The sequence below is a fragment of the Bradyrhizobium sp. Mp27 genome (genome assembly GCF_029953005.1).
Classification (GTDB): domain Bacteria; phylum Pseudomonadota; class Alphaproteobacteria; order Rhizobiales; family Xanthobacteraceae; genus Bradyrhizobium; species Bradyrhizobium barranii.
The window spans coordinates 52,938-65,921 of the sequence record NZ_JASAUS010000037.1 but is presented as its reverse complement, the minus strand read 5'-3'; the positions used below and the strand labels follow the sequence as shown (position 1 = coordinate 65,921).

Genomic DNA, 12,984 nt, shown 5'->3' with positions numbered 1-12,984 from the left:
GCCGGAGCCGCGGCCGCTCGTTGCCATCGAACGACTGTCGGGATCGGTCAGGGAGATTTGCTGATCAGACGAGGCAAGCATCTGCTCCTCGTGGACAACAAGCTTGGCCATCTGCTCTTTCAACTTCGTCAGCTTCTCGGTCAGCCTCGTCACCTTCGCGGCCAATGCTTCCGTCGGTTCCTGCCGGTCCGCCGCATCGAGTTGGCTCAAATAGCGCGCCACGCTCTCCTCCAACTGGGCCCGCCGCCGCTCCACCTTTGCCCGGGTGAAGTTCTTGTCCCGGTTGTTCACGGCCTTAAACTTGCTGCCATCGATGGCGACGCTCGCCGTCGTGAGAAGGCCCATCTCACGGCAGAGTTCGACGAAGCGCGCGCAGACCTTGCCAAGTGCTGGACCGTTATCCTTGCGGAAGTCCGCAATCGTCTTGTGATCGGGAGCGAGCCGACCCAGCAGCCACATGACCTCGACATTACGCCCGGCCTCGCGTTCGAGCCGACGGCTCGACTGCACCCGGTTCAAATAGCCGTAGATGTACAGCTTGAGGAGGAGCGAGGGGTGGTACGATGGCCGGCCAGTTGCTTCGGGATCGATCCCGCCGAACCCAAGCTCGGCCAGATCGAGTTCATCGACGAAGACGTCGATGAGACGAACTGGATTGTCCTCGCCGATCCAGTCTTCCACGCATTCAGGAAACAGCGTGCTCTGCCCACGATCCGCACCCTCAATGAAGCGCTTCATCCGAGACCCCCGCAAATCGTGCGGGAATCATACCGCGAGAATCACGTCAAGCGCCGCGTTTTTACACAGCCAGGGTCACAAGCGGCCATCACGACCAGGCAGCACGGCATCCGCTGTAAGCCCCCAAGCTGACGTTCGCGAGCACCGCCCCGCTACGCCGTCCGCAGCGCCGGCGGCTGCGACGGCCGGATCAGTGCGAACGCGACCTGGATGATGCCGCCGGCCAGGCCCAGCGCCACGCCGATGCGTCGTAGCCAAGACTTCTGTGGGATACCGAGCCGAAAAATGGCAATATAGGCATCCTGGACGTCCGGAGCGTATGAGATGCTCGGCACACAACTCGATCAGAAAGCCTGGCTTGCGCGCATCGGCCATACTGGGCCGCTCACACCGACGCTCGAGACTCTGAATCAGCTTATTTTCAGACACTCGCATTCAATCCCCTATGAAACGCTCGATATTATGCTCGGGCGTCCGCCAAAGCTCGACATCCTTACGCTCCAGCAGAAGATGATTGCCAGCGGGCGCGGCGGATACTGCTTTGAACAGAACATGCTCTTCCGAGCCGGGCTTCGGTCGCTCGGCTACAGGATCACAAGCCTGCAAGGGCGCGTCGTGCGCGGGCTGGAGATCGACGCACCGCGCCCAGCCATCCACATGCTGTTGAAAGTGGAGTTGCCGGAGGGGACTTATCTGGCGGATGTCGGCTTCGGCAACCTCGCTCCGACCTGCGCGCTCAAGCTCGTGCCACAGGTCGAACAAGAGACGCCCCACGAGGTCATGCGTTTCATTGATATTGGCGGCGAGCTGACGCTCCAGGCGCGGCTCAAGCATGGCTGGCAGCACATCTACCGGGTCATTCCTTATCCCCGCTACGATGGCGAATACGAGATTACCAACTGGTACACTGCGACCCATCCGGATACGCCATACCAAGGCAACATTATCGTGGCAAAGCCGGGACCGAACAGGAGCCGGATCACTATGTACAACGCGCGTGTCACAGTGCGCGACGCAGACGGGCACGCCGAGAAACGCTGGTTGGCGACCGAAAGCGATTTTAGGGACGTGCTGCGCGGCGAATTCCGACTAAACGTGTCCGACCAGCAGATCGATGCGTGCGTTGCGGTTATGAAGGCGAAAGGAACGGGAGACGCTCCGCACCCCTTCTTTGCTTAGGCTCTCTTAGTCCAGATACGAAACGGGCCACGAGCAGCCATCACGACCAAGCAGCGTGGCGTCCGCTATAAGCTCCCAAGCTGACGTTAGCGAGCACCGCCCCGCTACGCCGTCCGCAGCACCGGCGACGGCGGCTGCGACGGCCGGATCAGCGCGAATGCGACCTGGATGATGCCGCCGGCCAGACCGAGCGCCACGCCGATGCGCCAGGCCATGGTGTAGGAGCCGAGCGTGTCGTAGAGCACCCCTCCTCCGTAGGCGCCGAGGAAGCTGCCGATCTGGTGGCTCATGAAGGCGAGGCCCTGGATCATCGCCTGCCAGCGCAGGCCGAACATTTCGGCGACCGCGCCGGCGACCAGCGGGCCGACCCCCATCCAGAGGAAGCCCATGATGGCGCCGAACAGCAGCGTCGAGAACGACGTCGCCGGCAGCATGAAATACCAGGCAAGCGCGAGCGAGCGCAGGATGTAGATGCCGCCCAGTAGCGCCAGCTTGTTCCAGCGCTGGCCCGCCCAGCCGAAGAACAGCGAGCCCAGCACGTTGAAGCCGCCGATCATGCCGAGCGTCTGCGCGCTCAGCATCGGATCGAGGCCGCAGATCGCAAGATAGGACGGCAGATGCGTGGTGAGAAACACGAGCTGCATACCGCAGACGAGGTAGGCGCAGGTCATCACCACGAAGGACGCGTTGCCGAACGCCGTCTTCGCAGCCGTCGCAGCGGTGGCATCCCCGATGTCGTCGGCGGCGGGCTTCGGCAGCGGAATCGCGTCGATGCGGCCCGCATACCACGCCGCAGGGATCATCAGCACCGACATGATCACGAAACCGGCGAGCCCGACGCGCCAGCCAAATCCTTCGTTGAGCAACTGCCCGATCGGCGCCGACAGCAGCGCGCCGAGCGAGCCCGCGCCGGAGACCATGCCGAGCACGGTGGAGCGCACGGTCTCTGGTACAGCGCGCGCGGCCACCGACATCGCGATCGCCGCCGCGGTACAGGCGAGCGAGGTGCCGATCAGCACGCCGGCGCCGATCATGATGCTGACGAGCCCGTTCGCGGTCGCCATCAGGATGAGGCCCACGATGTACATCAGCGCGCCCACGATCATGATCGGGCGGAAGCCGTAGCGCACCGTCATGGCGCCGGCCAGCGGCTGGAGAAAGCCCCAGGCGAGGTTCTGCACGGCCAGCGCCAGCGTGAAATCGGAGATCGAGATGTGGATGTCGTGCGTCAGCGGCTGCATGAAGATGCCTAGGCTCTGCCGCAGCCCCATGCTCAGTGTCAGCATGATCGAGGCGCCGATCAGGATGGGCAATGTCGGACGCAGGACCTGCAAAAGGGGCATATTTTTCTCCCTCGCTGGCGCGACGCGCGCGCCGGCGTCTGCAATTCTCGATGTTTTTAGTTACACAGACCTGTGTACTTAGGCTATGAAAGGTGCACGCTGTCAAGCGAACAGGACGCACGCTGCCGCATGGCTCCCCCGCCCACACCACAGACGATGAAGGAGCGGATCCTCGAGACCGCCGACAAGCTGTTCTATCTGCAAGGCATTCGCGCCATCGGCGTCGACACCATCGCGGCCGAGATCGGTATCTCCAAGCGCACGCTCTACAACCACTTCCCCTCCAAGGACGCGCTGATCGCGGCCTATCTGGAGCGGCGCTTCGTCAAGCCGCGCCCCTCCGACAAGCCCCCGGCCGAGCAGATTCTTGGCACCTTCGATTCGCTGGAGCGGCGCTTTGCGGCCAAGGATTTTCGCGGCTGCCCGTTCGTCAATGCGGTCGCCGAGCTTGGCCCCAAGGACCGCGCCGTGAAGAAGATCGCAATCGCCTTCAAGGAAAGCCGCCGCGTCTGGTTTCGCGAGCGGTTGAACGAGCTCGGTGTTGCGGAGGCGGATGCGCTCGCCACCCAGCTCGTGCTCCTGGTCGACGGCTCGATCGCGCAGGACCTCGTGCGCGACGACCCCGCGATGGCCCGCGCCGCGAAGGAAGCGGCGAAGGTGCTGCTGCGGAATGCGGGCGTGGATGTGGGTGATACGGAGAAGCCGGCAACGGCAGGCAAGCGCACGTCACACTGAGCACTGCGGCCGTATCGTTCGGTGTCATCACCCGCGAAAGCGGGTGATCCAGTATTCCAGAGACAGCGAGGCTAGAACCGAGAGGCCGCGGCGTACTGGATTCCCCGCCTACGCGGGGAATGACAGTGGAGTTTGGGGAACAGCGAAGTTTGGGGAGAGGGCTTCGCGCAACAACCGCGCCCTGCCCGATCCTATCAAAATGCTCCTGTTTTGCCCGACGTGTCAAATGCCGGTGCAACCGGCATCGACCGTCATGCCCCACGCATAAGCCATTGATCCGGCTAACGCCGGCTACTGTGCATGGGGTTGTTTTCGCAGTTTTTGTTGCGGGCAGCCTCACGCCGCCTGCGACACCACCCGGTTACGCCCATCGTGCTTGGCGCGATACAGCGCGGTGTCCGCGCGCTTGAGGACGTCGGCGACCGCCTCGCCCTTCTGCTCCAGCGTGGTGAGGCCGATCGAGATCGTGACCTCGATGCGCTTGGTGCCCTTGTGGACGGCGAACGGCTCGCCCGCGATCGAACGGCGCAGGCGCTCGGCGACCATGCCGGCAACGTGCAGATCGGTCTCCGGCATCACGATGACGAACTCCTCGCCGCCGTAGCGACAGGCCAGGTCGATGCCGCGGATCGACTTGCGCACGCGCACCGCGAACTCGCGCAGCACGTCGTCGCCGGCGTCGTGGCCGTAATTGTCGTTGATCGACTTGAAATAGTCGATGTCCAGAATCATCAGCGCCAGGGGCTTGCCGCGGGTCGAGGCTTGGTCAGCGAGCGTCGCCAGATGGCTCTCCATGTAGCGGCGATTGTGCAGGCCGGTGAGCGCGTCGGTGATCGCCATCTCGATCGAGTTCTGCACGTTGTCGCGCAAATGATCGGTGTAGCGGCGGCGACGGATCTGTGTGCGGGCGCGGGCCAGCAGCTCGGTCTTGTCGATCGGGCGCAGCAGGTAGTCGTTGACGCCGATCTCGAGGCCGCGAAGCAGCCGCGTCGAGTTCTCGGGGTCCGCGATCGCCAGGATCGGTACATGGCGCGTGCGCTCCAGCGAGCGGGCCTGGCTGCACAGCCGCAGCCCGTCGAAATTGTTGAGGTCGAGCGAGACGATCAGCAGGTCGTAATTGCCCTCGGCGGCGTGGAACAGCGCTTCCGTCGGGTTCGGCTCGACGTCGATGGTGTGCTCCGCGGCGAGGATCGTCGCCAGCCGCTCATAGGAGGACTGACGGTCGTCGACCAGCAGAATGCGGCCGCCCCGGCCGGTGTCGGCCACGGCGCTACGCTCGGGCGCCTGCATGCCGATCTCGAGCGAGGTGATGGCGCGCATGCGCAGCTCATCGGTCATCATCTTCAGCCGCGTCAGCGAGCGCACGCGCGCGATCAGCACGACGTCGGAGACAGGCTTGGTCAGGAAATCGTCGGCGCCGGCTTCCAGCCCGCGATTGCGGTCGGCGGGGCTGTCGAGCGCGGTGACCATCACGACGGGGATGTGGTGCGTCGCCGGATCGGTCTTGAGGCGGCGGCAGACTTCAAAGCCGTCCATGTCGGGCATCATCACGTCGAGCAGGATGATGTCGCATTCGGCGCGGCTGGCCAGCGCCAGCGCCTCGGTGCCGTTCGAGGCGGTCATCACGTCGAAATATTCGGCGGACAGGCGAGCTTCGAGGAGTTTGACGTTGGCGGGAACGTCATCGACAACCAGGATACGCGCGGACACTTTGAACTCACTTCCTATCCGATAAAACGCCGGACCGTCTCAATGAATTTGCCGACCGAGATCGGCTTGGACAAATAGGCCTCGCAGCCGCCCTCGCGGATGCGCTCTTCGTCGCCCTTCATCGCGAACGCCGTGACCGCGACGACGGGAATGGCGCGCAGCTCCGGATCGTCCTTGATCCAGCGCGTGACCTCGAGGCCCGAGACCTGCGGCAATTGGATATCCATCAGCACGAGGTCGGGCCGCATCTTGCGAACGAGGTCGAGCGCCTCGTAGCCGTTGCTGGTGCCGGAGGTCTGGTAACCGTGTGCCTCCAACAGGTCGCGGAAGAGCTTCATGTTGAGCTCGTTGTCTTCCACGATCAGGACGGTCTTAGCCATCCCGCCCTCCTGATTGGCACGAAGCCCTATACATGTGACGCCTCAAGCGCCGCTCGCCGGCGCTTCGAAAACTGGATTCAAACTAGCCTCAGATTCGCTTGAGTTTCGTTAAACTCGAGGGCCGACTTTCTGCGATGTGGTTTCCGGTTGCTTGTCGGCGGTCTTGAGACTCGGGCATGATGGTTTCAAAGTAGACACCGAAAGTTAACGGAAAGGCAAACCGAACCCTTGAAAAAGCCTGTTCACAACCCTCGCGAAGTCGCTGAAATCGTTGCGATTCAGGCGCTCTCCTTCGTGGCCGGCGATCCGGAGCGGCTCGGCCTGTTCCTGGCTGAGACAGGCGTCGGTCCGGAGACCCTGCGCAATGCCGCCTCGGACCCGAATTTCCTCCTCAGCGTGCTCGATTTCGTGATGCGCGATGATGCCACCGTGAAGGCCTTTGCCTCGACCGCGGAGCTGCATCCGACCAACGTTGCTGCGGCGCGGCAGGTGCTGGGCGACGCGCTTGGCGACCCCTCCTGGGAGCGCGACGTGCCGTGACCGCCCCCGATACGGCCGGGCCCCGCTGCTTCTGCCGGGATTGTCTGGCCGATCTGGATATGGGCGTACGGCGCTGCTCCGCCTGCGGTTCCCCTCGCCTCGTCCGCCACCGCGCGCTCGCAGGCCTGACCATCGCCCATATCGACTGCGACGCCTTCTATGCGACGGTCGAAAAGCGCGACAATCCTGACATCGCCGACAAGCCCGTCATCATCGGCGGGGGCAAGCGTGGCGTGGTGTCGGCCGCCTGCTACATCGCCCGCACCTATGGCGTGCGCTCGGCCATGCCGATGTATAGGGCGCTCGAGGCCTGCCCGCATGCGACCGTGATCCCGCCCGACATGGCCAAGTACGTCCGAGTCGGCCGCGAGGTGCGGCAGGCCATGCAGGCGCTGACGCCGCTGGTCGAGCCGCTCTCGATCGACGAGGCCTTTCTCGATCTCTCCGGCACTGAACGGGTGCACGGCATGGTTCCGGCCAAGGTGCTGGCGCGGTTCGCGCGCAACATCGAGCGCGACATCGGTATCTCCGTCTCGGTCGGCCTGTCCTGCAACAAGTTCCTGGCCAAGATCGCCTCCGACCTCGACAAGCCGCGCGGCTTTGCCGCGCTCGATCAAGAGGAAGCACGTGTGATGCTGGCGGAGAAGCCGGTCGGCTTCATCTTCGGCGTCGGCCCGGCCACGCAGGAGCGCCTGGTGCAGCGCGGCTTCCGCATCATCGCCGACCTGCAAAAGGCCGACGAGATCGAGATGATGCGACAGTTTCCGAGCGACGGCCGCAGGCTGTGGCGGCTCGCGCGCGGCATCGACGACCGCCGCGTCGAGCCCGATCGGGGCGCCAAGACGATTTCGAGCGAAACCACCTTCGAGACCGACATCCGCGATTTCGCGACGCTGGAGAAGATCCTGTGGCGGCTCTGCGAGAAGACCTCGTCGCGGCTCAAGAGCAGCGAGCTTGCCGGCTCGACCGTCACGCTGAAGCTGAAGACCGCCGATTTCCGCCAGCGCACCCGCTCGCAGTCGATCGCAGGCCCGACGCAGCTTGCCGCCAAGATCTTCTCGATCTGCCGCGAGATGCTGGCGAAGGAGATCGACGGCACCGCCTTCCGCCTGATGGGCGCCGGCGTCAGCGCGCTGCGCGAGGGCTCGCCCGCCGACGACACCGATATGCTTGACCGCCGTGCTGCGCATGCCGAGCGCGCGGTGGACAGCCTGCGCAAGAAGTTCGGCAACTCCGCCGTCATTCGCGGCATCGCCTATGACGGGCCTGAAACAGGGCAGCAGGAGTGATCGAGTCCTGCTCAATTCAGTCGCGTTCGAAGATCCGTGCACCCGGATAGACACGCCGGGCATACTGAATGACCAACTGCCGATCCTGAGTCGCCAGGAACGGCGTTCGGATCTGACAAGACCCGACGATGAGGTGCCACAGGCCGTTGAGCTTTCCAATCATGACGTTCATTTGAGCTTCCTCGCAGTGACCCGAGTAGACTCAAATTGTAAGAATCTCCGGCCGTCGCTCAATTGTACCAGCGTAAGGTCAGCGTATGAGAAGGATTGGAAGAGATATACAAAGGTATGTTGGCGAGGCCCCTGTCAGGTTCCGGCGCTGTTGAGTTTCGCAAGGGCTGTACCCATCCGAACGCACTGAGAGGCTGACCATCGTGACAGGCGAACGCGACCTCGACGCGCTGTTGAGAAACATGAAGCCGGAGCTGCTGGACGGCATCTTCGTGTTTTGCACGATCCCACCCAGCGAGCCGATTCCCGCAGCGGTCAACCCGCTGCTGACGTTCCGCGAGCAGGAAGGAACCACGCTGGTGATCCTGCGCGAAGAAGCCGAGGCGTCAGGCTTACGCTACGCGTTCGCCTCGCGCCTGATCACCCTGACGGTTCACTCCGCGCTCGATGCGGTGGGCTTCCTGGGTGCAGTCACGGCCCGCCTGGCCGAAGCCGGCATCAGCGTGAACGCCATTTCGGCCTTCCACCACGATCATCTTTTCGTACCTGCTGAGCGTGCCGATGAGGCGATGACTGTTTTGCGAGCGATGTCCGCAGCAAAATAAGATGGGTAGAGCGAAGCGAAACCCATCGAGCTCTTCCTGCGCAACAAGGGGTGATGGGTTTCGCTTTGCTCTACCCATCCTAGGGTCTGCGAGGTATCCTCAATCCGCGACCGCCACCGCCTCGATCTCGATCAGCCATTCCGGCGCGGCGAGCGCGGAGACGCCGACGAGGGTGCTGGCGGGCGGCTCCATGCCCTCGAAGAAGGCCGAGCGGGCCTTGCCGATGATCGGGCGCAGCTCAGGCTTGTAGTTCACGACGAAGGTCGTGATCTTGACGATGTTGGCGTAGGTCGCGCCGGCCGCCTTCAACGCATGGCCGAGATTCTGCATCACCTGCGTCGTCTGCGCGGCAATATCGCCCTCGCCGACGATCCGCCCCTCCTCGTCCACCGACACCTGGCCGGAGATGTAGATGGTGCGCGCACCGGAAGCGGTGACGACGTGGGAATAGGCCGGATTGTGATGCAGGCCGCTGGGGCGGAGATGGTCGAGCTTGGGCATGGTGCTTGCCTCCCGGGTTTGTGGTTGGGAGGGAGCGTAGCTGGTGAGCGAGCGGAGGGCTAGCCTCGCCGCTCAATTGCAGGGCTTGCTGTCCTTCGCGTCGAACTTGCCCATCGCGCCGGAGATCACGAAATCGTTGTAATCGAGCACGAGCTGGCGCGAGACGCCGTTCTCGTAGAGCTCAAACGCCATCGCGTAGACTGGCGTCTGCTCGCCTTCCTTCTGCTGGGACTCGCGATCGAAATAGCTGACGGTAACCGGCCAGCGCTTGAGCGACTTCATGTGCTCGTCCGTGGTCGATGCATCGGGCGAAGCAGTGCGGTCGGCGGGAATCGGCTGACCGATCACGGTCAGCGTGTTGTAGACCTTCTGGCCGTCGTCGGAGCCGTCATAGACCGACAACTCGAGCAGCGACTTGCCGTCCTTGGCGGCGGCAATGATGCGCTGGATCTGCTCGGTCGGGAACACGATCTTGCCGTCGAGCGTGAAATTCTTCGGCGCCGGCAGCTTCAGCTTGACGTTGATGTGGTCGCCGTCGCGCTCGGCCGAACCGTCGACCCGGCCGGCATCGGTCTCGTTCATCCGCGTCTCGATCTTGAAGCGGTAGCTTTTTCCCGCGGCGTCCTCCCAGGAGTTGGAGCGGAGATCGCTCAGCGTGATCTTGCCCTCGCCGCTGTCGAGCTCGGAGACCTGGCGGAATTCGGAGGTGTAGCCCTCACACGAACTTCCCGTGAAATTGTAGAGGATGCGGCCGCGCGCGCTGTTGACCGAGTTGGAGCGCGATTTGACGAGGCTGAGGTCATAGAGCGCCTGGTGCGCAAGGAACGGACCGCTGGCCGCCTGCGCTCCACCGCCTGCGCCGAAAGCAGCCGCCGCGAGCGCCATCACACCGAGCGAAGTCCGGAAAAGGTGCACCATGTGTCATCCCTGGGGAAAGCGCAGATTCGACATTTTAATGACCGTTCCATTGCGTCGCAACTGAGGCCGTTTCACGTAAAGTTGCGGCCCCCGCCTTGAACCTGCTGCCTGGCCACAACAAAATGCAGTCGCTCCGGTTGGCTTGCATGTGGCGGCACGATGGGCGAAACAGGGCGCGCCCGGCCTCCAAATGGACGCAGCCGGGCGGATGAAATTTGGACAACGAGGTCGAACATGGCGGGCACGGTCGAGCAGAAACTGGCGGAACAGGGCATCAAGCTGCACGAGGCCCCTACCCCTGTCGCCAATTACGTGCCGTTCGTGCGCACCGGTAACCTGCTGTTCGTCTCCGGCCAGGTCTGTTTCGACCCCGCCGGCAGGCTGATCGCCAAGGGCAAGCTCGGTGCCGGCGTTTCGATCGAGGACGGTGCCGCGGCGGCGCGCGGCTGCGCCGTCAACCTGCTGGCCCAGGTCAAGGCCGCGCTCGGCGACCTCGACAAGGTCGTGCGCGTGGTGCGCCTCGGCGGCTTCATCAACTCGGCACCCGACTTCCTGGACGGGCCGAAGGTGCTCAACGGCGCCTCCGACCTGATGGTTGCCGCCTTCGGTGACAAGGGCCGCCACGCCCGCACCACCGTCGGCGTCGCCTCGCTGCCCGCGGATGCGGCGGTCGAGGTCGAAGGCGTGTTCGAGGTCGCCTGACACGGAGCTGACGGCGTTGCGCGCTCCTGATTGGCTGACAGCCCGGCCGGTCGCCCATCGCGGCCTGCATGACATTTCCCGCGGTGTCGTCGAGAACATGCCGGGCGCGGTGCAGGCGGCGATCGCGGGCAATTTCTCGATCGAGGTCGACATCCAGCTCTCCGCCGACGGCGAGGCCATGGTGCACCATGACCACGCGCTCGGCCGTCTCACCGAGGCCACCGGCGAGGTGGTGTCGAAGACCGCGGCCGAGTTAAAGGCGGTCAAGTTCAAGGACACGGACGAGCGGATGATGTCGCTGTCCGACCTCTGCGCCATGGTCGCCAGCCGCGTGCCGCTGGTGATCGAGGTGAAGAGCCATTTTGGCGGCGACCGCAAGCTAGTGAAGCGGATGGCCGAGGTGCTGTCGTCCTATCAGGGCCCCGCCGTCGGCATGTCGTTCGATCCCGATCAGGTGCTGGCGCTGCGCGAGCTGTTGCCGTCCCGCCCGCGCGGCATCGTTGCGCAGCGGACCTACGAGGACGAGTACCGGGCGAAGCTGACGCAGGCGCAGCGCGACAGCATGCTGTACCTGCGCCACGGCTTTCAGACCCAGCCGCATTTCGTCGCCTTCAAGGTCGACCACCTGCCGGCCCCCGCCCCCTGGATCGCCCGCAACGTCCTCGGCTGCGCCCTGCTCGGCTGGACCGTGCGCACCCCTGAGCAGCGGACGCGGGTTGGACGATATGCGGATCAGATGATCTTTGAGGAGTTCGTGCCGTAGGGCCTGCGCACCCCCGCGCTCGTGTCCCGGCAGGCGGCACGCTATGCGAATGGGCCCCGGCTCTGCATCGCACCGCTGAGCGCTGCGATGCGTCCGGGGCACGAGAGAGCTCGGTTCCCGCCTCTTGAAGTCGCTGCTGCAATGCACGATCTTGGGCACGATGGCATCATCTGAAATCACACTCGAGGCTGTACCCTCGATTGGCGAGGTATCTGCCGAGGATTGGGACGCCTGTGCCAATCCCGACAAGGCTTGCAACGGGCATGGCGCGGGACCTTCATCCGGGCTTCCAGGCGATTCCCTCGGCCTCTCAAAACCCGCCTATAACCCGTTCGTCTCGCACGCGTTTTTATCCGCAATTGAGAAATCGGGTTCAGCAACCATCCGCACCGGCTGGGGGCCGCGGCATCTGGTGGCCAAGGTCGATGGCCGCGTCGCCGGGGTCGTGCCCTGCTATCTGAAATCGCATTCCCAAGGCGAGTACGTCTTCGACCGCGGCTGGGCGGACGCCTATGAGCGCGCCGGTGGACGCTACTATCCGAAACTCCAGGTCTCGGTTCCCTTCACCCCGGCCACAGGGCCCCGGCTGCTGGTCCGCGACGGCGTCGATCGCGAGCGCATCGCTGAAGCGCTGGCGAGCGGACTGGTGGCGCTGTGCGGCGTCAGCAAGGCCTCCTCGGTGCACGTGACCTTCGCCCGTGAGGCGGAGTGGAAACGGCTCGCCGGGCACGGCTTCCTCCAGCGTACCGATCAGCAGTTCCACTGGCATAACGAGGGATTTGCGACCTTCGACGATTTCCTCACCACGCTCAATTCGCGCCACCGCAAGTCGATCAAGCGCGAGCGGCGCGATGCGCTTGCCGGTGGCATCACCATCCACTGGCTCACCGGCAGCGACATCACCGAGGATGCCTGGGACGCCTTCTTCGAATTCTACATGGAGACCGGCTCGCGCAAATGGGGCCGGCCTTATCTCACGCGCGAATTCTTCTCGCTGATCGGCGAGACCATGAGCCAGGACGTGCTGCTGGTGATGGCCCGCCGTAACGGCCGCTGGATCGCGGGCGCGATCAACTTCATCGGCTCGGATACGCTGTTCGGCCGCAACTGGGGCGCGGTCGAGCATCATCCGTTCCTGCATTTCGAGGTCTGCTACTATCAGGCGATCGATTTCGCGATCAAACACGGCCTCGACAATGTCGAGGCCGGCGCGCAAGGCGAGCACAAGATCGCGCGCGGCTACCTGCCGCGCACCACCCATTCCGCCCACTTCATCGCCGATCCCGGCCTGCGCCGCGCCATCGACGATTACCTCAAGCGCGAGCGCGCCTATGTCGCCGAGGCCGGACGGGAGCTGGCCGAGCTCGGCCCGTTCCGCAAAGGCGTCGACGAGGCGCCTTGACGGTTTGC

16 protein-coding genes are annotated in these 12,984 nt (G+C 64.2%); 8 read left to right on the top strand and 8 right to left on the bottom strand.

Annotated features, from left to right (window positions below; translation table 11 throughout):
• On the bottom strand, positions 1–738 hold a 738-nt coding region (locus tag QJT78_RS20320), incomplete at its 3' end, for a transposase (protein WP_281460285.1).
• 152 nt (positions 739–890) lie between these two features.
• On the bottom strand, positions 891–1,073 hold the full coding sequence (locus QJT78_RS20315) for a hypothetical protein (protein WP_028150568.1): 183 nt from the start codon (positions 1,071–1,073) through the stop codon (positions 891–893).
• Here QJT78_RS20315 and QJT78_RS20310 point away from each other — a divergent pair.
• Positions 1,063–1,917 (top strand): arylamine N-acetyltransferase, encoded by an 855-nt coding sequence (locus QJT78_RS20310; RefSeq protein WP_049807952.1) that lies wholly within the window; start codon positions 1,063–1,065, stop codon positions 1,915–1,917. The genes QJT78_RS20315 and QJT78_RS20310 overlap by 11 nt on opposite strands.
• Before the next feature lie 104 nt (positions 1,918–2,021).
• On the opposite strand, the gene QJT78_RS20305 is transcribed toward QJT78_RS20310, so the two are convergent.
• On the bottom strand, positions 2,022–3,260 hold the full coding sequence (locus tag QJT78_RS20305; protein WP_028150567.1) for an MFS transporter: 1,239 nt from the start codon (positions 3,258–3,260) through the stop codon (positions 2,022–2,024).
• A gap of 129 nt (positions 3,261–3,389) precedes the next feature.
• Here QJT78_RS20305 and QJT78_RS20300 point away from each other — a divergent pair, with 129 nt between their 5' ends.
• Entirely contained in the window at positions 3,390–3,995 is a 606-nt protein-coding gene (locus QJT78_RS20300) for a TetR/AcrR family transcriptional regulator (RefSeq protein ID WP_028150566.1), read from the top strand.
• A 336-nt stretch (positions 3,996–4,331) separates the two neighbouring features.
• Here QJT78_RS20300 and QJT78_RS20295 read toward each other — a convergent pair whose 3' ends face one another.
• Positions 4,332–5,705, bottom strand: a complete 1,374-nt coding sequence (locus tag QJT78_RS20295) for a PleD family two-component system response regulator (protein ID WP_028150565.1) — start codon at positions 5,703–5,705, stop codon at positions 4,332–4,334.
• 14 nt (positions 5,706–5,719) lie between these two features.
• On the bottom strand, positions 5,720–6,085 hold the full coding sequence (locus QJT78_RS20290) for a response regulator (protein WP_008566616.1): 366 nt from the start codon (positions 6,083–6,085) through the stop codon (positions 5,720–5,722).
• A 228-nt stretch (positions 6,086–6,313) separates the two neighbouring features.
• Here QJT78_RS20290 and QJT78_RS20285 point away from each other — a divergent pair, with 228 nt between their 5' ends.
• Together QJT78_RS20285 and QJT78_RS20280 are read left to right on the top strand one after the other, a co-directional pair.
• On the top strand, positions 6,314–6,625 hold the full coding sequence (locus tag QJT78_RS20285; RefSeq protein WP_028150563.1) for a DUF3572 domain-containing protein: 312 nt from the start codon (positions 6,314–6,316) through the stop codon (positions 6,623–6,625).
• Complete coding sequence (locus QJT78_RS20280) at positions 6,622–7,914, top strand: DNA polymerase IV (RefSeq protein WP_028150562.1); 1,293 nt, start codon at positions 6,622–6,624, stop codon at positions 7,912–7,914. Before QJT78_RS20285 ends, QJT78_RS20280 begins: the two co-directional genes overlap by 4 nt.
• 16 nt (positions 7,915–7,930) lie before the next feature.
• On the opposite strand, the gene QJT78_RS20275 is transcribed toward QJT78_RS20280, so the two are convergent.
• Positions 7,931–8,086, bottom strand: a complete 156-nt coding sequence (locus QJT78_RS20275; RefSeq protein WP_193375984.1) for a hypothetical protein — start codon at positions 8,084–8,086, stop codon at positions 7,931–7,933.
• A 202-nt stretch (positions 8,087–8,288) separates the two neighbouring features.
• On the opposite strand from QJT78_RS20275, the gene QJT78_RS20270 reads away from it, so the two are divergent.
• Positions 8,289–8,690 (top strand): ACT domain-containing protein, encoded by a 402-nt coding sequence (locus QJT78_RS20270; RefSeq protein ID WP_028150561.1) that lies wholly within the window; start codon positions 8,289–8,291, stop codon positions 8,688–8,690.
• Positions 8,691–8,789: 99 nt separating this feature from the next.
• On the opposite strand, the gene QJT78_RS20265 is transcribed toward QJT78_RS20270, so the two are convergent.
• Entirely contained in the window at positions 8,790–9,191 is a 402-nt protein-coding gene (locus tag QJT78_RS20265; protein WP_014494674.1) for a RidA family protein, read from the bottom strand.
• Positions 9,192–9,263: 72 nt separating this feature from the next.
• A complete protein-coding gene (locus QJT78_RS20260) occupies positions 9,264–10,109 on the bottom strand; it encodes a cell envelope integrity EipB family protein (RefSeq protein ID WP_028150560.1) in 846 nt (281 codons plus the stop codon).
• A 234-nt stretch (positions 10,110–10,343) separates the two neighbouring features.
• Here QJT78_RS20260 and QJT78_RS20255 point away from each other — a divergent pair, with 234 nt between their 5' ends.
• The 3 genes from QJT78_RS20255 (at position 10,344) to QJT78_RS20245 (ending at position 12,976) form a co-directional block, all read left to right on the top strand.
• A complete protein-coding gene (locus tag QJT78_RS20255; RefSeq protein ID WP_028150559.1) occupies positions 10,344–10,811 on the top strand; it encodes a RidA family protein in 468 nt (155 codons plus the stop codon).
• Positions 10,812–10,827: 16 nt separating this feature from the next.
• A complete protein-coding gene (locus tag QJT78_RS20250) occupies positions 10,828–11,574 on the top strand; it encodes a glycerophosphodiester phosphodiesterase (protein ID WP_028150558.1) in 747 nt (248 codons plus the stop codon).
• A 160-nt stretch (positions 11,575–11,734) separates the two neighbouring features.
• Positions 11,735–12,976 (top strand): GNAT family N-acetyltransferase, encoded by a 1,242-nt coding sequence (locus tag QJT78_RS20245; RefSeq protein WP_028150557.1) that lies wholly within the window; start codon positions 11,735–11,737, stop codon positions 12,974–12,976.
• The last annotated feature ends 8 nt before the right edge of the window (positions 12,977–12,984 follow it).